The organism is Pyxidicoccus trucidator (genome assembly GCF_010894435.1).
GTDB lineage: Bacteria > Myxococcota > Myxococcia > Myxococcales > Myxococcaceae > Myxococcus > Myxococcus trucidator.
In genome coordinates this window covers 27,207-45,345 of sequence record NZ_JAAIXZ010000002.1, presented here as the reverse complement: position 1 = coordinate 45,345, position 18,139 = coordinate 27,207, and the positions used below count along the sequence as shown (strand labels likewise).

Sequence of the window (18,139 nt, the reverse complement as noted above, 5' to 3'; positions counted from 1 at the left end):
GCATACCCCCAGTGAAAGGTGTGGGGGCGTATGCTGGCTGCAAGAGAGTCTCGATTACAAGTACAGTCCGCCTTTTCCACATACATTCCCAACCTTTGGGAATTGACATGGCGCGGCGGCAGGCTGCTCAATCGATGAGGTCGAAGTGCGCCTGGAGCGTTGCGCCCGGCGAGGCAGGAGGCCAGGGCTGTCCCTCGCAACTCACTCCGGCCTCCTCGCGCCGATGTTGAGTCCAAGGACAACACCCCGAGGAAGCGAAGTCCTGGCACCAGGGAGCGCGGTAGGCTGCGGGCAGGAGGAGCGCGCTCCATGTCCATTACCTTGAGCGTCAATGGCAGACCCCACACCGTCGACGTCTCGGAAGACACGCCGCTCCTGTACGTGCTCCGCGACGAACTGGGACTCAACGGGGCGAAGTATGGCTGCGGCGTCGGCCAGTGCGGCGCCTGCACGGTGCTGCGGGACGGCGTCCCGCTGCGCGCCTGCGTCGTACCCGCCGCGGCCCTGAGCGGGCGGGAGCTGACCACGCTGGAAGGACTCCGGGCTCCGGACGGGACGCTGCATCCGCTCCAGCGGGCCTTCCTGGCCGAGCAGGCGGGCCAGTGCGCCTACTGCATCCCCGGCATGGTGATGGCGGCGGCCGCGCTGCTGCGGGAGAAGCCCCGGCCCACCGAAGCGGAGATTCGCACCGCGCTGGATGCCAACCTGTGCCGCTGCGGCTCGCACAACCGCATCGTGCGCGCCATCCAGCGCGCCGCGGAGGAGCTGGCGCGATGAGCACCCTTACGAGCCGCCGCTCCGTCCTCCAGGGCGCGCTGGTGCTGGCCTTCGCCATGACGGGCCCGGGCGCGCTCGGCGCGGCGCCAGGGCGCAAGCCGCTGCCTGGAGACCTGGAGCGCAACCGCCAGCTCGATGCCTGGCTGAGCATCGGCGCCGACGGCGTCGTCACGCTGAAGACAGGCAAGGTGGAGCTCGGCCAGGGCGTCCTGACGGCCCTGGGGCAGCTCTGCGCGGACGAGCTGGACGTCGACTTCTCACGCCTGGCCTTCATCTCCGGCGACACCGAGCGTTCCCCGAATGAGGGGACCACGGCGGGCAGCATGTCCATGTCGCAGGGAGGCACGGCGGTGCGCTACGCCGCCGCCGAGGTCCGCGCCCTCCTGCTGGCCATGGCCGGCAAGCACCTGGGGGTGAAGGCGGAGCGGCTGAAGGTCCATGACGGCACCATCACCGCTCCCGGAGGCCGCACCGTCACCTACTGGAATCTCACGGGCGGGAAGTCGCTGAGCCGCGAAGCCACCGGCACCGTGGCGCCCAAGCCCCTCGCCGAGCGCCGCTATGTCGGCCGCCCCATCCCTCGCGTGGACCTGCCGGACAAGCTCTCCGGCGAGCCGGCCTTCGTGCAGGACTTCCGGTCCGACACGCTGGTGCATGGCCGCGTCGTCCGCGCGCCGTCATATGGGGCGAAGCTCACCGGGGCCGACATCGCGAGCGTGGAGCGCATGCCGGGCGTCCTGAAGGTGGTGCGCGACGGGGACTTCCTGGGCGTCATCGCGAGCCGGGAGTGGCAGGCCATCCAGGCCGCGGCGAGCCTGGCGCGGTCCGCCCGCTGGAGCGAGCAGGCCGCCCTGCCCGTGGACCCACACACGTGGCTGCTGGAGCAGAAGGCCCGGGACATCGTCATCGAAGACACCCCGCGCCCGACGGACGAAGCCCCGGCGCGCACCCTGGAGGCGCAGTACCGCCGGCCGTACCAGATGCACGCCGCCATCGGCCCGTCCTGCGCGGTGGCGGAGTGGGACGGCGGCGTCCTCACGGTGCACACCCACAGCCAGAGCGTGTTCGACACCACCGAGGCCATCGCGAAGCTGCTCGGCCTGCCGGTGGAGCACGTGCGAGGCCTGCACCTGGCGGGCTCGGGCTGCTACGGGCACAACGGCGCGGATGACGCCGCGGCCGATGCCGCGCTGCTGGCCCGGGCCCTGCCCGGCCGGGCCGTGCGCGTACAGTGGTCTCGCGAGGACGAGCACACGTGGGAGCCCTACGGCCCGGCCATGGTGACGAAGGTCCGCGCCAGCGTGAATGCGCGGGGCGACGTGCTCGACTGGGACTACGAGCTCTGGTCCACGCCCCATGGCACCCGGCCCGGGGGCAATCCCGGCAACCTGCTGGCGGGCCGCTCGCTGGCAACGCCCTTCCCCATGCCCGTGCCTCGGAACGGAGGGCCGCCGAACTACTCCGCGGACCGCAACGCCATTCCGCTCTACGCCTTCCCCGGCCGGAAGGTGACCACCCACTTCGTGACGGAGATGCCCCTGCGCGTCTCCTCGCACCGCGCCCTCGGCGCGTACGCCAACGTCTTCAGCATCGAATCCTTCATGGATGAGCTGGCGCACGCGGCGGGTATCGACCCGGTCGTCTTCCGCCTCCGCCAGCTACGGGATGAGCGCGCGAAGGCCGTCATCCAGAAGGCCGCGGAGCGCTTCGGCTGGTCGAACGCAAAGCGCCCGCCGGGACGTGGACGGGGCCTCGGCTTCGCGCGTTACAAGAATGTCGCCAGCTACTGCGCCATCTGCCTGGAAGTCTCCGTCGACCCGAAGACGCACGCCATCCGAGTGCTGCGGGCCGTGCTGGCCGCCGACGCGGGCGAGGTGGTCAACCCGGATGGGCTCGCCAACCAACTGGAGGGCGGGCTCATCCAGTCCCTGAGCTGGAGCCTGAAGGAGGCCGTGCGCTACGACGCCCGCCGCATCCTCTCGCGCGACTGGAGCACCTACCCCATCCTCACCTTCTCGGAGGTGCCATCCGTGGAGGTCGCCCTCATCGACCGGCCCGGTGAGCCCTTCCTGGGCGCGGGCGAGGCCTCGCAGGGGCCGACGGCCGCGGCGCTGGCGAACGCAGTCTTCGACGCGACGGGCGTGAGGCTCCGAGAGCTGCCGTTGACGCCCGAGCGGCTTGCCGCCGCGAAGCCAGGAGGCTAGCGCTACCGCGCTTCGAGCCTGACGCGAGCACCGAAGCGCGCGCGCAGGGCCTCTCGCGTCTCCGGTGAGACGTCCACTCGCCCCAACTGGAGCCACTCGAGCGCGGCGAGGTGGGGTGAGCGCGCCAGGGCGAGCGCCCCTTCGTCGCCGAGCCCGTTGTCACCGAGGTCGAGCCGGCGCAGACGGACCAGCGGGGCCGCCGCCACGGCCATGACGCCCTCGGACCCGAGCGCGTTGCGCGACAGGTCGAGCTCTTCGAGGCTGCCTGCCATGGGTGCGTCCATCAGGGCGCTGGCGCCGCGCGCGCCCAGCTCGTTCCACCTCAGGTCGAGCCGTATCCACCTCCGGGGCAGGGCCGCCAGGGCCAGCGCGCCCGCGTCGCCGAGCGCCCCGCCTTCGAGCCCGAGAGACTGCAAGCGTGGCAGCGCGGCGAGGACGGAGACGACGCTGTCACCGAGCCACCGGCGCTCCAGGGTGAAGTCCTCCAGGGTGCCCGCGAACGCTGCCTCGGTGAGGGCGCGAAGGCCGTCGAGGCCGTAGCTCTGCCCCTCGCGGTCATTCGAGATGTCGAGGCTCGTCAGCCTGGGGAACGCGAGCGAGCCGAGGATGGCCTCCAGGTCCTCGTCGTGGAGGTGGGTGCCCCTCAACCCGAGGTGCACCAACTGGCCGAGGTGCGGCGAGCGGGCGAGATGGGCCGCGCCTCCATCGAAGAGCAGGGTGTCAGTGAACGAGAGCGCGGTATAGCGCCGCAGCGCGGGCAGCGTCGCGAGCTGGGCCATCGCGTCTGTCGCATCCTCGAGGAAGAGCTCCGTGGCGAGCGGCGCGGCGCGGAACAGGGCGTCATGGTGGGCCAGGAACTGCTCGGCCGGAGTCCACACCATGGACGAGACGGTGGAGCCGCGGCTCAGCAGGTTGATGGCCTCCCCGACCTCATCGGGCAGCACGTCGCGCAGCGCCGTGAGGAGCGCCTCCAGCCAGCCTGCCTCCGAGGTTCCACAGGCAGAACGGATGAGCGCGGCGGGGGCCGGCCTTGTCCCCTCAATCGCCTCGGCGTACGTCAGCCACTTCCCCTTGTCGTCAGGAGCGTCCCGGAGCCCGAGGAGCAGGGCTTCCTCTCGCGGGCCCACCCTATCGGGATGGGCGGCCTCCAGCTCCCGGAGGGCCTCATCGTCGCGGCCGAGCGCGCGCAGGTACGCGATGCGCGCCTCGCGCAGCGCCGGGGCATCCGAGGTGAGCCTCGCCGCGTCGACGAGGTCGAGGGCGGCGCGCGGCCGGCCGGCGCGGAACAACCTCGCGGCCAGCTCTCCGAGCGCCTCGCTCGCGGGCACGCCCCACTCCATCGCGAGGACCAGCTCGCCAAGCCGCGCGCGCCAGTGGATGAGCGGGAGGACTTCGCCGTCACGGGTGATGTGCGTCCAGGCCGGACCGGGCCCCGCGAGCGCCAGGAGCGCTTCGACGCGGCCGCTCCGCCCGGCGAGCCGGAGCCGGGCGATACGTGCCCCCGCTCCGAGGGCGCCCTCTTCCACGCGGCGCCCCAGGGCCGCTTCATCAGCGTCATCGGACAGCGCGGCGTCCTCGAGCAGGGTGCCATCCGCCACGGGCTCGCCGAGGTCGACGGCGCGCAGCACCGCTCCGTCGCCATCGCGCAGCTCCCAGCGCCCGCACTCGCATGCGTCCGCGTTGCCCCCCGTCTGCCCGACCGGCCCCGTCCGCATGACACCGCCAGCACCCCCGGGGCCCGCCTCGTCCAACGGTCTCCGCAGGGTCCTCACGAGCTCGACGCCCAGCTCATAGATGGACTCACGGCGCACGACGCCGACGGCATCGCCATGGCGCCACAGCCCGTCCTGTTGATTGTATTTGCCCTTGCGGACCCGCTGGCCCTCGGCACTCGGCGCGCCCGTGGGGTGGAACGAACGGCAATACCCATCCTCGCGCTTCTCCTCGCGAAGCTGACCGTCCCGGTACCAGAGGCGCATCCCGAGCACCTCATCGCCGTTCTCGCCCCGCCGGCGCATCTCCACCCACTCGCCGCCCGGCATGGGACTCGCGAGGGGCGAGACTCCGGGCGGACGGGGCGGAATGGGGACACCGCTCTCGTTGACCTCGGCCCCGGCTGCATCGCGGAAGCGGGTCGCCAGGAGGTTGCCCTGTTCGTAGACACACTCGTAGACCGCGATGACGGGTGCGACGTTGTCGAGCGGGCGGAGCGGCCCCACGCGCGGAGAGCCCGGCCGGTAGCAGGTGCGTACGCCCTCGATGCGGCCCTGGACATAGGTGCACTCCTGGGCCAGCGAGCCATCGGCATAGAAGCGCTGCGCTCGGCCGTGGGGCAGCCCCTGGACGTGCTCGCACTCGGAGATGAAGCGTCCCTCGGCGTCCCAGTAGCGAATCCGGCCGTGGAGGCGCCCCTCGGCGTCACGTGGCCCCTCCACCCATTCCTGCTCGCCTTCGGACCACCAGGCGGCAGGGGGACGCGGGTCTCTGCGACGGAGGGGCGGGCTCATGGGGCGACTGTAGCGAAGAGCGCCTGTCAGGGACTCGGACAGGCCGCCCCGGTGTCAATCCACGCCCGGATGAGTGCGCCGAACTCCGCCTGCGTGCCGGGCACCGGCTCCAGGCCCGGGCCGGGACTCCAACCCCAGGCCACCAGCACGTCCTCGGCCATGTGGTGGTGGAGAGCCTCCAGGGACTTGCCGCCGTTGCGCTCCGGGTCCTTGAGCTGCTCGCAAATCTGTCCCAGGGATTTTCCCACCCACGCCATCTCGACGGGTGCCAGGGCCCACTTCGGATTGCCCGGGACACTCCGCAGCGTCGCGCCGACGAGCGACGTGTTGGTCTCCTGATGGCACGAGGTGCAGGGCAGGCCCGGAGTCCCATGGCCCTTCGGGCCGCCCGTCACCCGGGGGACGTGTGGCCGCTGCTCCAGCCCCTGCCGAGGCACGCCGTCCGCGGGGTGGCAGTTGACGCAGCGCGGATGCGCAATCACCCGGCCCGCCTCGACGAAGAGCGCGACGGAGCGGGCCGCCGGGTCGGTGATGCCGGAGAAGGCGGCCACGGGCTGAAGCCCCGCGCGCGCCCCGCTCCCCGCGTCCGGCGCCGTAGCGGCGGGAGCTTCCGGCGCCTGGGCACGCGAGCAGGACTTGCAGCCCGCCACCGTCACGGCGGCGCTCAACGCGAAGACAGCGAGGGGAAGTCGTCTCATTCAGCGCCCCAGGTCCATGAGGATGGCCTCCGCCGCGCGCCGGCCGGAGCCCAGCGCTCCATCGATGGAAGCATTGTCCCGGTGGTCTCCACAGACGAACAAGCCCGGCGACAGGCGCACGGTGCGGCGCGGCGGCTCCAGCGCGGGAGGCGGCTGCGCGGGCAGCGCCTGGGGAAGGACATACGTGCGCAGGTGCCGCCATGCGGAGACGGCCTTGCCAAACCAGCCAGTCAGCTCCTCACGCACCCGGCCTTGCAGCGCTTCGGCCTCCAGCGGCTCGCCGAGCACGGACACGGACACCAGCGCCTGTCCCTTCGGCGCATACGCCGGTGACACCTCACTCATGACCGCCACGTTGTTCACCAAGCCGTGACGCTCGCCGTTGAGCACCAGCCACGGCCCCTCCACCGGCGGCTCCGGCGCGGCGAAGTACAGACATGTCACCCGGTTCATCCTGTGCGCGGACAGGCCGGGCAGCAGGCCCTCCGCGCCCTTCGGGTCCGAGGCCACCACCACCGCCTTCGCGCCAATCGTCTCTCCGTCCTCCAGCCGCACGCGGTGGCCCCACACCTCGGCCACCGGCACGCGCATCCGCAGCACGCCCGCCGGGAGCTTCGCGGCGAGCTGCTCGGGGATGGCGCCCATGCCCTGCTCCGGCACCACCGTGTCCCCGGTGGAGAACATGCGGAAGACGAACTCCAGGAAGCGGCTCGACGTGGCCAGCCCGCGCTCCAGGAAGATGCCCGCGAAGAAGGGCCGCAGGAAGCCCTCCACCATGCCGTCCGTGAAGCCCAACTCCTCCAGATAGCGCAGCGCGGTGCGCTCGGGCCGTTGCCACAGGTCTTCCAGCTCGCCGGACACCGCCGCCTGCCGCAACTCCAGCACGCGCAGCTTGTCCCCGAAGGTGCCGGGCCCGTCGAGGAGGTGCGACAGCGCCTGGCCCGGCCGCCGCAGCGGGTCCGCCACCGTGTGCAGCCGTCCGCTCCGCCACACCTTTGCACCCGGGATGAACCGGCGCGGGGCAAGTGCCCCCAGGTCCAGTGCCCTCCGCCCCTCCGGGTAGGCGGTGAGGTACACCTGGAAGCCCCGGTCCAGGAGAAAGCCCTCATGGGCATCCGTGCGAACCCGGCCACCGGGTGCGCCTCCGCGCTCCAGCAGCAGCACCTTGAGACGGGCGTCGACGAGCGTCCGACTGCATGCCAGCCCCGCGAGCCCAGCTCCCACCACGATGACGTCCGGGTTCGACACGCGCGCGCCCTCCTACATCCACGCCACAATCCCGTGACCCTGGCTTGATAACGCCGTCGGGCACAAGGGAGACTGCCCGGCGGTTGGGAGCAACAGACACTTGTGGCTGAAGCGTGTCAGGTTGCTCGTTAGCCTGGACACCCGGTGCCGGCCTTCCCGGCACCTTCACTCGGAGAGAGAGCAGGAACCCCATGTTGATCGTGATGCGACCCGACGCGACGGCCCAGGACATCGAGCGTGTGAACGATGAAATCCGCCGTCGTGGCTGGCAACCGCATGCGATTCCAGGGGGCTCCCGCACGGCCATCGGCATCACCGGCAACCCGGGCGCGGTGGAGCCGGAGCCCTTCCGTGTGCTCCCTGGTGTCGCGGACGCGGTGGCCGTCTCCCAGCCGTTCAAGCTCGTCAGCCGTGAGGTGAAGCCGGACAACACGCAGCTGAACATCGGCGGGCTCACCATCGGCGGCGCGGCGTTCCACGTCATCGCCGGCCCCTGCTCCGTGGAGTCGCGCGAGCAGATTCTCTCCACCGCGCACGCGGTGAAGAAGGCGGGCGCCACCATGCTGCGCGGCGGCGCGTTCAAGCCCCGCACCAGTCCCTACGAGTTCCAGGGCCTCAAGGGCGACGGCCTCGCGCTGCTCGCCGAGGCGCGCAAGGAGACGGGCCTGCTCGTCACCACCGAGGTGAAGGACACGGCCACGCTGGACGAGGTGGCCGAGCACACCGACATCCTCCAGATTGGCGCGCGCAACATGCAGAACTTCAGCCTCCTGGAGGCGGTGGGCGAGCGCCGCAAGCCGGTGCTGCTCAAGCGCGGCATGAGCGCCACCATCAAGGAGCTGCTGATGGCGGCCGAGTACATCGTCGCCCGCGGCAACACCCAGGTCATCCTCTGCGAGCGCGGCATCCGCACCTTCGAGACGATGACGCGCAACACGCTGGACCTCAACGCGGTGCCCATGCTCAAGGCGCTGTCGCACCTGCCCGTCTTCGTGGACCCCTCGCACGGAATCGGTGTGCGCAAGGCGGTGCCGGCGATGATGCGCGCGGCGACGGCGGTGGGGGCGGACGGCATCATCGTCGAGGTGCACCCCGACCCGCCGCGCGCCAAGTCGGACGGCGCGCAGTCGCTGGACTTCTCCGAGTTCGAGAAGTCCATGAACGAGGTCCGCGCCATCGCCCAGGCGATGGGCCGTGAAGTCGTAAGACTGGGGTAGGCGATGACGCTCAAGGAAGCGCTGGGCAAGGTGGTGGGCCGGCGCGACCTCACCCGCGAGGAGATGGCCCGGGTCATGGGCCTGATGCTCGCGGGAGAGGCGTCGCATGCCCAGGTGGGCGCGCTGGCGACGGCGCTCAAGATGAAGGGGGAGACGGAGGACGAAATCCTCGGCGCGGCGGAGGCCATGCGGGCCTGCGCGGCGAAGCTGTCTCCCCGGGCGGAGGTGGTGCTCGACACCTGCGGTACGGGGGGTGATGGAGCGCACACCTTCAATATCTCCACCGCGGTGGCCTTCGTGGCCGCCGGGGCGGGGGTGACGGTGGCCAAGCATGGCAACCGCGCTGTCTCCAGTCGCTGCGGCAGCGCGGACGTGCTGGCGGCGCTGGGCGTGCAGATGGAGCGCCCGCACGAGCGCGTCGCGCGGGACATCGACGAGCACGGGGTGGGCTTCCTCTTCGCGCCCTCGCACCACAGTGCGATGAAGCATGTGGCGCAGGCGCGGAAGGACCTGGGCTTCCACAGCGTGTTCAACCTGCTGGGGCCGCTGACCAACCCCGCCGGGGCGCGCTACCAGTTGCTGGGCACCTTCGCCGGCAACCGCCTGGAGCAGACGGCGCGAGTGCTGGGGCGCCTGGGCAGCCGCCGCGCGTGGGTGGTGCACGGAGACGACGGGCTGGACGAAGTCTCCCCCTGCGCCCCCACGCAGGTGGCGGAGCTGTGCGAGGACGGCACCGTGCGGATGTTCACGGTGAGACCCGAGGACGCGGGGCTGGAGGTGGTGCCCCGCGAGGCCATCGCCGGCGGCGACGCGGAGGAGAACGCGCAGCGGCTGCGCGCGCTGCTGGACGGCGAGCGCTCCGGGCTGCGCACGGCGGTGCTGCTCAACGCGGCGGCGGCGTTGGTGGTGGTGGGCCAGGCGTTGGACTTGCGCGAGGGCGTGAAGAAGGCGGAGCACGCCATCGACTCGGGCTCCGCGGCGCGCAAGCTGGCCGCGCTCATCCACGGGGCCGTGTCGTGAGCGGCGCACAGCGTGAAGGGTCGGCGTCCTCCGGGACGCTGGACCTCATCATGGCGCGCAAGCGCCGGGAGCTGGCCGTGCGTCCGCCCATGGCGCCGCGCCCGCGTCCGGCGTCGCGTGACTTCGCCGGGGCCCTGGTGGCGAAGGTGCCGGGGCGGCCGGTGAGCGTCATCGCGGAGGTGAAGCGCAAGAGCCCCTCGGGCGGCGCGTTTCCGCACGCGGATGTGGTGGCGGTGGCCCGGGCGTACGAGGCCGCGGGCGCCAGCGCCATCAGCGTGCTGACGGACGGGCCGGACTTCGGCGGTGCCCTGGAGGACCTGGTGGCGGTGCGGGCGGCGGTGGCCGTGCCGGTGCTGCGCAAGGACTTCCTGGTGGCGGCGCGCGAGGTGGAGGAGAGCGCGCTGTGGGGCGCGGACGCGGTGCTGCTCATCGCGGATGCGCTGGAGGACGGCGAGCTGAGGGAGATGCTCGCCACCGCGCGCGAGGTGCGGGTGGCCGCGCTGGTGGAGGCGCACACCGAGGCGCACGCCGAGCGCGCGCTGGCCGCGGGCGCGGAGCTGGTGGGCATCAACAACCGGAACCTCGCCACGCTGAAGACGGACACGGGCACGGCGCTGCGGGTCATGCCGAAGCTGCGCTCTCGCTCCCTCGCACTCGTGGCGGAGAGTGGGCTCAAGTCGCTGGCGGACCTGCTGGCGGCGCGCGAGGCGGGCGCGGACTCGGTGCTGGTGGGCGAGTCTCTGCTGCGCGAGCCGGAGCCCGGACGGGCGCTGAGGCGGCTGCTCGGCGCGGAGGGCCCGTGAGCGCCCGGGTGAGCGGGACGGAGCCAGGAAGAGCGCCGGGGCGGCTACCCGACGCGGAGGGCTCCACATGAGCGTCCGGGTGAAGGTCTGCGGCATCACCCGCCTCGAAGACGCCCGGGCCACGTGGGACGCGGGTGCGGACGCGCTCGGGCTCAACTTCTACGCGAAGTCACCCCGGTACGTGGACCTGAGCACGGCGGCGGCGCTGGCGGCCACGCGGCCTCCGCTGGGCGCGGTGGTGGGCGTGTTCGTCAATGCGCCAGCGGACGCGGTCCGGGCGACGGTGCTGGAGTGCGGCCTCACGGCGGTGCAGCTCCATGGAGACGAGCCGCCGGAGGCGTGCTCGGGCTACGGAGTGCCCGTCATCAAGGCCCTGCGCATCCGGGGTCCGGAAGACGTGGCCCGCGCGCGGGAGTATGTGGGCGTGGGCGACGTGGCGGGGCTGCTGCTGGACGGAGCGGCTCCGGGGTATGGCGGCGGGGGCGTCGGCTTCGACTGGTCGCTGGTGGCGCAGCTGTCAGGCAGTGGCGTGCCCGTGCTGGTGGCGGGGGGCCTGAAGCCGTCCAACGTGGCCGAGGCGGTGCGGGCGACGCGGCCGTACGGTGTGGATGTGGCCAGTGGGGTGGAGTCGTCCCCTGGCATCAAGGACCTGGACGCGGTGCGCGCCTTCGTGCGGCTCGCGAAGTCCATCAACCTTTGGGAGTGAGAGATGACCACGGAGACTACCGTCGGACGCTTCGGGCGCTACGGCGGGCGCTACGTGCCGGAGACGCTGGTGCCGGCGCTGCTGGAGCTGGAAGAGGCCTACGCGAAGGCGAGCGCGGACCCCTCCTTTGGTGAGGAAGTCGCGCGGGTGCTGAAGGAGTTCGTGGGCCGGCCCACGACGCTGACGCCCGCGCGGCGGCTCACCGAGTCGTGGGGTGGCGCGCACGTGTGGCTCAAGCGCGAGGACCTGGCGCACACGGGCGCGCACAAAATCAACAACACCGTGGGCCAGGTGCTGCTGGCGAAGCGGATGGGCAAGAAGCGCATCATCGCGGAGACGGGCGCGGGCCAGCACGGCGTGGCCACGGCCACCGCGTGCGCCCTCTTCGGCCTGCCCTGCGAGGTGTACATGGGCGCGCTGGACGTGGAGCGTCAGTCGCTCAACGTCTTCCGCATGCGCGCGCTGGGCGCGGTGGTGAGGCCGGTGGAGTCGGGCTCGCGGACGTTGAAGGACGCGATGAACGAGGCCATGCGCACGTGGGTGTCGCAGGTGGCGGACACGCACTACGTCATCGGCAGCGCGGCGGGGCCGCACCCGTACCCGAGCATCGTCCGCGACTTCCAGGCCGTCATCGGCAAGGAGCTGCGCACGCAGGCGCTGGCGGCCTTCGGGAAGCTGCCGGACGCCATCATCGCGTGCGTGGGCGGCGGCTCGAATGCGATTGGCGTGCTGCACCCGTTCATCGGTGACAAGGACGTGCGGCTGGTGGGCGTGGAGGCCGGAGGCCACGGGCTCGACTCGGGGCAGCACGGCGCGTCGCTGACGCTGGGGACGGAGGGCGTGCTGCACGGCTCGCGCTCGCTGGTGCTCCAGGACGCGGACGGGCAGATTCAGGAGGCGCACAGCATCTCCGCCGGCCTGGACTACCCGGGCGTGGGGCCGGAGCTGGCGCACCTGGCGAAGACGGGGCGGATGGAGGTGCGCACCGCCACGGACGACGAGGCGCTGGCGGCCTTCTACGAGGTGGCGCGCACGGAGGGCATCCTTCCCGCGCTGGAGACCTCGCATGCCTTCGCGCGCGGCCGGGAGCTGGCGCGTGACCTGGGCAAGGGCAAGTACCTGGTCATCAACTGCTCGGGACGCGGTGACAAGGACGTGGCGACCATTTCCGCGCGGGGCGTGCCGCCGCCGGTGGGGGTGAAGTCGTGAGCGGAGAGATTGCGCAAACGTTCGCGAAGGCAAAGGCGCGCGGCGAGGGCGTGCTGGTGGCGTACGCCATGGCGGGCGACCCGGACCTGCCGCGCTCGGTGGACGTGTTCGCCGCGCTGGTGGAGGGTGGCGCGGACATCATCGAGATTGGCGTGGCGTTCAGCGACCCGATTGCGGACGGCCCCGTCATCCAGGGCGCGTCGGAGCGGGCGCTGAAGGCGGGCTCCACGCTGAAGCGCGTGCTGGACGAGGTGGTGCCCGAGGTGCGCAGGCGCTGCCCCCAGACGCCGCTGGTCATCATGACGTACGTCAACGTCATCATGGCGATGGGCGAGGAGCGCTTCGCGAAGCTGGCGCGCGAGCGCGGCGTGTCGGGCGCGATTCTGCCGGACCTGCCGCCCGAGGAGAGCGAGGGCCTGCGGGCCACGTTCGACGCGGCGGGCGTGGACCTGATTCCGCTGTGCGCGCCCTCGACGTCGCAGGCCCGGGCGCAGGGGATTGCCAGCAACGCGCGGGGCTTCGTCTACTGCGTGGCGGTATCGGGTGTGACGGGCATGCGGGCGGAGCTGCCGGCGGACCTGTCGCAGCGGCTGGACGTGGTGCGCAAGGCGTCGCCGGTGCCGGTGGTGGCGGGCTTCGGCATCTCCACGGAGGAGCAGGCGCGGACGCTGTCGGCGCATGCGGACGGCGTGGTGGTGGGCAGCGCGCTGGTGCGCGCGGCGCACGCCGACGGGCCGGGCGCGGCGAAGGCGCTGTGCGCGGACATCAAGCGCGGGCTCAAGCGCTGAGCAGTAGCGAGTGGAGGGCAGGCTCCTCTGCCCTCCTCGCCGTGCCCCGTCCGAGTCCGAGTGTCGGGTGGCGTGGACTGTCCAACCTCTGGCGCTCGCCGCCGGAATGCCGAGGACATCCCCGCGCCGTCTGGCACGATGGGCATCATGAAGACTCGGGGTCACCAGATAGTGCTCGTCCGGCACGGTGAGACGGAATGGAGCCGGAGCGGCCAGCACACGGGCCGCACGGACATTCCCCTCCTGGATGACGGGCGGAAGATGGGCAAGTTGCTCGCGGCGCCGCTGAAGGAATGGCGCTTCGCCGAGGTGTGGACGAGCCCGCTGAGCCGCGCGGCCGAGACGTGCGCGCTGGCCGGCTATGGCGACGTGGCGAAGAAGCGGCCCGACCTCATGGAGTGGGACTACGGCGACTACGAGGGCCGCACCGGGGACGACATCCGCGCGGCGAGGCCCGGCTGGGCGCTGTGGACCGACGGAGCGCCGAACGGAGAGACAGCCGCACAGGTAGGCGCCCGCGTGGACCGCGTCATCGCGGATGCCCGGGCGGTGAAGGGAGACGTGCTCTGCTTCGCCCACGGCCACCTGCTGCGGGTGCTCGCGGCGCGGTGGCTGGGCCTGCCGCCCGAGAACGGCCAGCTCTTCATGCTGGGCACCGCATCCATCAGCGTCCTCAGCCTCGACGGCGACGGCACGCAGCCCGTCATCGTCACGTGGAACGACACCCGGCACCTGCGCTAGGAATCGGCTGGCCTCCGCGCTGGCTGCAATTGCAGCCACGCCTGGCCTTCGCGGCACTCCGACGTGACAATGATTGCAATCTCCAGCACCGCGTAACCCAAAGTCGACAGCGCAGTGCCCCACAGGGCGTCAGGGCTTCCCCTTAAGACGACAGCGCTGGCGTTGGGAGCAACGGAACCACGCCTGGATTCTGGTAGCATTCAGCCCAAGGACTGTCTTGGGTTCGCGCCTACCAGGACAGCTGCCAGCCGTCATTCACACTTTCGCGGCTCCGGGGGGAGTCCATGAGCGCTGTCTCATCGTCACCGAACTTCAATTATGGTTTTCCGGCGCCGGGTCCTCAGTCTCCGTCGCCGCAGAAAATCATGGACCACGTGTTCTTCCTCACGGAGGAAGCCTGGAAGGACGCACGTGAGTTCGAGCGGTTCGACTACATCATCATCGGCAGCGGCCCCTGTGGACTGGCCTTCGCGGAGCGGGCGTTCAAGCACAACCCCAACAGCCGCATCCTGATGATTGAGCGGGGCCCCTTCTTCCTCCCGGAGCACTTCCAGAACCTGCCGCTCCCCTACCAGCGGGTCCTCGGAGGACTGACGGAGACCTTCCCCTGGACCCTGTCGGCGCGGACCGCCGGCCAGCCTCCTGGGACCATCGGCTTCCAGCATGGGATGGTGCCCTTCTTTGGCGGGCGCAGCATCATGTGGAGCAGCTGGTGTCCGCGCCCCACGCGGGCCGAGATGGCGTTCTGGCCCGAGGAGACCATCCGCGAGGCCGAGGAGCGCTTCGCCGACGCCGAACGGCTGCTCAACGTCATCCCCGCGGACCAGATTGATACCGACCTCGACGCGGCGATGCTGGAGAAGACGTCCAAGCGTCGGCCCATCTATGGCGTCATGCAGAAGAAGCTGCAGGCCATGCTCGCCGCCAACCTGGGGCGCATCAGCTCCGCGACGCGGTCCATGGCAGCGCCCATCGCGGTGGGCGCCGGCCTCCAGGAGAATCTCGACTTCGCGAAGTTCTCCACGCCCGCGCCGCTGCTCGACCTGGCGACCCGTCAGGCGGAGCTGGCCGTGGCCGGCACCGGCAGCCCTATGCGAATCGTGACGAACTGCACGGTCAACCGCATCCTCCAGCAAGGCGGAGTGGCGACGGCGCTCGATACGTCACGGGGCGTGGTCAACCTGGGCACCGCGAAGCTGGTGCTGGCCATGGGGACCCTGCCGCCGACGACGCTGCTCCTGAACTCGTTCCCGAAGCTCAAGAGCGCGGGCTCGCGCTTCACGGCGCACTTCATCACCTCGGTGGTGGCCCGGGTTCCGAGGAAGGACTACCCGTTCGGCGACAAGCTGGCGGAGATGGAGCTGGCCGCCATCTACATGGCCGGGACGAATGCCCAGAGCGGGATGCAGTACCACGTCCAGCTCTCGGTGCTCTCCGACAAGGACCCCGCGAAGAACGCGCAGCGGGCCGCCCGCTACATGCCCGACGTGGTGGCCACGGCCTCGCCCGCGCAGCTCGCGAGCTCCCAGGACTACCTCGTCTTCGTCTGCGCGGTGCTGGGCGAGCTGGACTTCCGCAACGGCGACAACTGGCTGAAGCCGAACGGGGAGGAGGACCCGACCACGAATGTGATGCTGCAGGTGCTGGCCAACGACACCGACCGCGCGACGTGGAACACGATGGACGAGGGAACCTTCCAGATGATGGAGCTGGCCTTGTCCCCCCAGGGCGCTTCCCGCGTCGAGTACTGGCATGGCGCTCCCGACCAGGGGACATGGGGCAAGGAGCGACCGACAGTCGTGGAGCGCCGGGTGCCGGGACTGGTGCACGAGGGCTCCACCCTGTGGATTGGGGATGGCGATGAAGCGGTGGTCGGCCTGGACTACCGGCCCCGCGGCGTCGCCAACGTCTACGTCACGGGCGGGGGCCTCTGGCCGGCGGGAGGCTCCTGGAACCCCACCATGACCATGGTGGCCCTGGCGCAGCACCTCGCCGACAAGCTCTCCGGGCCGTCAACCAAGGCGGCCCGGGCGGCGGCTCCGGCGGCGCCGACGACGACCGGGCTGCCCGTGGCGGCCGTGCCCTGACAAGGCAGGCCGCATGGGGGCGGCTGAGGACTACAGCCGCCCGTCGAGGAAGTTGCGCACCAGCTTCGGCCCCTCGGGAGTGAGCACGCTCTCGGGGTGGAACTGGAGCCCCACCACGGGCCGCGTGCGGTGACGCAGCGCCATGATGAGGCCGTCCTGGCTCCACGCGGTGGCCTCCAGCTCCTCGGGCAGCGACGACTTCTCCACGATGAGCGAGTGGTACCGCGCCGCGGTGAAGCCCTGGCTCATCCCGGTGAAGACGCCCGTGTTGCCGTGCTGGATGTGGGCTGCCTTGCCGTGCACCGGCTCCGGCGCGCGAATCACCTTGCCGCCGAACGCCGCGCCAATGGACTGGTGGCCCAGGCACACGCCCAGCACCGGCACGCGAGACTGCGCAATCGCCGCCACGCTGATGCCTGCCTCGTGCGGCGTGCACGGGCCCGGAGAAATCACCAGGTGCGAGGCGCCCGACGCGGCCACTCCGGCCGCGTCCAGGTCGTCATTGCGCACCACCTTCACCTCGGCGCCCAGCGTGTAGAGCAGCTGCACGAGGTTGAAGGTGAACGAGTCGTAGTTGTCGATGACGAGAATCACCGGCCACCTCCCTCACGCGCCATGCGCAGCGCGGCGGCCATGGCACCCGCCTTGGCCTCGGTCTCATCCGCTTCCTTGGACGGCACCGAGTCCGCCACCAGGCCCGCGCCCGAGGTCCACAGCGTCCGGTCTCCGTCCACGAAGAAGGTCCGCAGCGCAATCGCCACGTCCAGCGTGCCGCAGAAGGACAGGTAGCCCACCGCGCCCGCGTAGGGCCCGCGCCGCTGCGGCTCCAGCTCGTCGATGATCTGCATCGCGCGAATCTTGGGAGCGCCCGACACGGTGCCCGCGGGGAACGTGCTGGCCAGCGCATCCAGCGCGTCGTACTTCGCGTCCAGCTTCCCGCGCACCTGCGAGACGATGTGCATCACGTGGCTGTAGCGCTCGATGACCTTCATGTCCTCGACGCGCACCGAGCCCGGCGCCGCCACGCGGCCCACGTCGTTGCGGCCCAGGTCCACCAGCATGACGTGCTCGGCCAGCTCCTTCTCGTCCGCGAGCAGCTCCTTCTCCAGCGCCAGGTCCTCGGCCTCCGTGGCGCCCCGGCGGCGCGTGCCCGCGAGGGGCCGCACCACCACGTCGCCGTCGCGCACCTGCACCAGCAGCTCCGGCGACGCGCCCACCAGCGCGCGGGCCTCCCCCAGCTCCACCAGGAAGAGGTACGGCGACGGGTTCACCCGCCGCAGCGCCCGGTAGAGCGACAGCGGAGGCGGCGCGCCGCGCGCCTCGAAGCGCCGCGCGAGCACCACCTGGAAGATGTCTCCGGCGCGGATGTATTCCTTGGCCCGCTCCACGGCGGCCTCGTAGCCGGCGCGGTCCCAGCACGCCACGGGCGCCGCGTCACCGCGCATGCGCGGGCCGGCCGCGTACGCCTCCGCGGGCAGGGGCTGGAGCAGCCGCTCCGCCATGGCCTGCGCGCGCTCCTCGGCGTCCTTCAACGCGGCGGCGGCGCTGCCATGCAGCGAGGGCCGGGCGATGGCGGTGGCCTTGAGCGTCCCGGTGCGCGAGTCGTGGGTGACGAAGTCCTCGCACACCAGCCATTCCGAGTCGGGGAAGGAGGTGTCGCGCGGGTGCCGGTCCGGCACGGTGGGCTCCAGCCACGAGAAGCAGTTGTAGCCCATGTACCCCACGAGCCCGCCCAGGAACGGCGCCTCACCGGGCAGCCGGGCCACGGCCAGCTCGCGCCACAGCCCGCGCAGCACGTCCAGGGGCTTGCCCTCGCGGCGCTCCTCGCGCGAGCCACGCCACAGGGTGGCCCCCGTCGGGTCCAACCGCACGCGGCCCGCGGGCTCCGCGCCCACGTGGCTGTAGCGCCCGAAGCGCTCGCCGCCGTAGCAGGACTCGAGGATGAAGCCGCGCGAGCCTCCGCCCAGCTTCAGGTACGCCGACAGCGGCGTGTCCAGGTCCGCCGGCAGCACCACCGACACCGGCACCGCCTCGCCCTTCTCCGCGAGCTGCCGGTAGGCCGCCTTCCGCTCCTGTGCATCCATCGTCATGACTTGCTCCCCTCCTCCCAGTAACGGGAGGAGGATGGGGGTGC

Annotated in this window: 15 protein-coding genes; 10 read left to right on the top strand and 5 right to left on the bottom strand. The window is 71.5% G+C overall.

Annotation, left to right across the window (positions count from 1 at the left end):
- Nucleotides 1-309 precede the first annotated feature (309 nt).
- Nucleotides 310-777 (top strand): (2Fe-2S)-binding protein, encoded by a 468-nt coding sequence (locus G4D85_RS06880; RefSeq protein WP_164009285.1) that lies wholly within the window; start codon nucleotides 310-312, stop codon nucleotides 775-777.
- A complete protein-coding gene (locus G4D85_RS06875) occupies nucleotides 774-2,981 on the top strand; it encodes a xanthine dehydrogenase family protein molybdopterin-binding subunit (protein ID WP_164009283.1) in 2,208 nt (735 codons plus the stop codon). The genes G4D85_RS06880 and G4D85_RS06875 overlap by 4 nt, the downstream gene beginning before the upstream one ends.
- A 2-nt stretch (nucleotides 2,982-2,983) precedes the next feature.
- Here the strand turns inward: G4D85_RS06875 and G4D85_RS06870 are convergent, their stop codons facing one another.
- From G4D85_RS06870 to G4D85_RS06860, 3 genes are read right to left on the bottom strand one after another with little or no spacing between them, the layout of a single operon-like run.
- Nucleotides 2,984-5,488 (bottom strand): hypothetical protein, encoded by a 2,505-nt coding sequence (locus tag G4D85_RS06870; RefSeq protein ID WP_164009281.1) that lies wholly within the window; start codon nucleotides 5,486-5,488, stop codon nucleotides 2,984-2,986.
- Nucleotides 5,489-5,514: 26 nt separating this feature from the next.
- The gene (locus tag G4D85_RS06865) at nucleotides 5,515-6,186 is read right to left on the bottom strand and encodes an Isoquinoline 1-oxidoreductase subunit (RefSeq protein ID WP_164009279.1); all 672 of its coding nucleotides are present in this window, start codon (nucleotides 6,184-6,186) and stop codon (nucleotides 5,515-5,517) included.
- Nucleotides 6,187-7,434 (bottom strand): NAD(P)/FAD-dependent oxidoreductase, encoded by a 1,248-nt coding sequence (locus G4D85_RS06860; RefSeq protein ID WP_164009277.1) that lies wholly within the window; start codon nucleotides 7,432-7,434, stop codon nucleotides 6,187-6,189.
- 191 nt (nucleotides 7,435-7,625) lie between these two features.
- Here G4D85_RS06860 and aroF point away from each other — a divergent pair, with 191 nt between their 5' ends.
- The 8 genes from aroF (at nucleotide 7,626) to G4D85_RS06820 (ending at nucleotide 16,005) form a co-directional block, all read left to right on the top strand.
- A complete protein-coding gene (aroF, locus tag G4D85_RS06855) occupies nucleotides 7,626-8,651 on the top strand; it encodes a 3-deoxy-7-phosphoheptulonate synthase (RefSeq protein WP_164009275.1) in 1,026 nt (341 codons plus the stop codon).
- Nucleotides 8,652-8,654: 3 nt separating this feature from the next.
- The gene (gene trpD / locus G4D85_RS06850; RefSeq protein ID WP_164009274.1) at nucleotides 8,655-9,671 is read left to right on the top strand and encodes an anthranilate phosphoribosyltransferase; all 1,017 of its coding nucleotides are present in this window, start codon (nucleotides 8,655-8,657) and stop codon (nucleotides 9,669-9,671) included.
- A gap of 50 nt (nucleotides 9,672-9,721) precedes the next feature.
- Complete coding sequence (locus tag G4D85_RS06845) at nucleotides 9,722-10,474, top strand: indole-3-glycerol phosphate synthase TrpC (protein WP_164010493.1); 753 nt, start codon at nucleotides 9,722-9,724, stop codon at nucleotides 10,472-10,474.
- A 67-nt stretch (nucleotides 10,475-10,541) separates the two neighbouring features.
- Entirely contained in the window at nucleotides 10,542-11,180 is a 639-nt protein-coding gene (locus G4D85_RS06840) for a phosphoribosylanthranilate isomerase (RefSeq protein ID WP_164009272.1), read from the top strand.
- 3 nt (nucleotides 11,181-11,183) lie between these two features.
- On the top strand, nucleotides 11,184-12,389 hold the full coding sequence (trpB, locus tag G4D85_RS06835; RefSeq protein WP_164009270.1) for a tryptophan synthase subunit beta: 1,206 nt from the start codon (nucleotides 11,184-11,186) through the stop codon (nucleotides 12,387-12,389).
- On the top strand, nucleotides 12,386-13,177 hold the full coding sequence (trpA, locus tag G4D85_RS06830; RefSeq protein WP_164009267.1) for a tryptophan synthase subunit alpha: 792 nt from the start codon (nucleotides 12,386-12,388) through the stop codon (nucleotides 13,175-13,177). The genes trpB and trpA overlap by 4 nt, the downstream gene beginning before the upstream one ends.
- Before the next feature lie 138 nt (nucleotides 13,178-13,315).
- Entirely contained in the window at nucleotides 13,316-13,918 is a 603-nt protein-coding gene (locus G4D85_RS06825) for a histidine phosphatase family protein (RefSeq protein ID WP_164010491.1), read from the top strand.
- Between the two features lie 365 nt (nucleotides 13,919-14,283).
- The gene (locus G4D85_RS06820) at nucleotides 14,284-16,005 is read left to right on the top strand and encodes a GMC oxidoreductase (protein WP_205525451.1); all 1,722 of its coding nucleotides are present in this window, start codon (nucleotides 14,284-14,286) and stop codon (nucleotides 16,003-16,005) included.
- A gap of 30 nt (nucleotides 16,006-16,035) precedes the next feature.
- Here the strand turns inward: G4D85_RS06820 and G4D85_RS06815 are convergent, their stop codons facing one another.
- Together G4D85_RS06815 and G4D85_RS06810 are read right to left on the bottom strand one after the other, a co-directional pair.
- Nucleotides 16,036-16,599, bottom strand: coding sequence for an anthranilate synthase component II (locus G4D85_RS06815; RefSeq protein WP_164009263.1), 564 nt, complete (start codon nucleotides 16,597-16,599; stop codon nucleotides 16,036-16,038).
- On the bottom strand, nucleotides 16,596-18,089 hold the full coding sequence (locus G4D85_RS06810) for an anthranilate synthase component I family protein (protein ID WP_164010489.1): 1,494 nt from the start codon (nucleotides 18,087-18,089) through the stop codon (nucleotides 16,596-16,598). The genes G4D85_RS06815 and G4D85_RS06810 overlap by 4 nt, the downstream gene beginning before the upstream one ends.
- Nucleotides 18,090-18,139: the final 50 nt, after the last annotated feature.

Coding starts and splice junctions, on each gene's coding strand:
- G4D85_RS06840 (WP_164009272.1), top strand. CDS start 10,542: ATGAGCGTCCGGGTGAAGGTCTGCGGCATCACCCGCCTCGAAGACGCC.
- G4D85_RS06880 (WP_164009285.1), top strand. CDS start 310: ATGTCCATTACCTTGAGCGTCAATGGCAGACCCCACACCGTCGACGTC.
- G4D85_RS06865 (WP_164009279.1), bottom strand. CDS start 6,186: ATGAGACGACTTCCCCTCGCTGTCTTCGCGTTGAGCGCCGCCGTGACG.
- G4D85_RS06825 (WP_164010491.1), top strand. CDS start 13,316: ATGGGCATCATGAAGACTCGGGGTCACCAGATAGTGCTCGTCCGGCAC.
- trpD (WP_164009274.1), top strand. CDS start 8,655: ATGACGCTCAAGGAAGCGCTGGGCAAGGTGGTGGGCCGGCGCGACCTC.
- G4D85_RS06870 (WP_164009281.1), bottom strand. CDS start 5,488: ATGAGCCCGCCCCTCCGTCGCAGAGACCCGCGTCCCCCTGCCGCCTGG.
- aroF (WP_164009275.1), top strand. CDS start 7,626: ATGTTGATCGTGATGCGACCCGACGCGACGGCCCAGGACATCGAGCGT.
- G4D85_RS06875 (WP_164009283.1), top strand. CDS start 774: ATGAGCACCCTTACGAGCCGCCGCTCCGTCCTCCAGGGCGCGCTGGTG.
- trpB (WP_164009270.1), top strand. CDS start 11,184: ATGACCACGGAGACTACCGTCGGACGCTTCGGGCGCTACGGCGGGCGC.
- G4D85_RS06810 (WP_164010489.1), bottom strand. CDS start 18,089: ATGGATGCACAGGAGCGGAAGGCGGCCTACCGGCAGCTCGCGGAGAAG.
- G4D85_RS06845 (WP_164010493.1), top strand. CDS start 9,722: ATGGCGCGCAAGCGCCGGGAGCTGGCCGTGCGTCCGCCCATGGCGCCG.
- G4D85_RS06820 (WP_205525451.1), top strand. CDS start 14,284: ATGGACCACGTGTTCTTCCTCACGGAGGAAGCCTGGAAGGACGCACGT.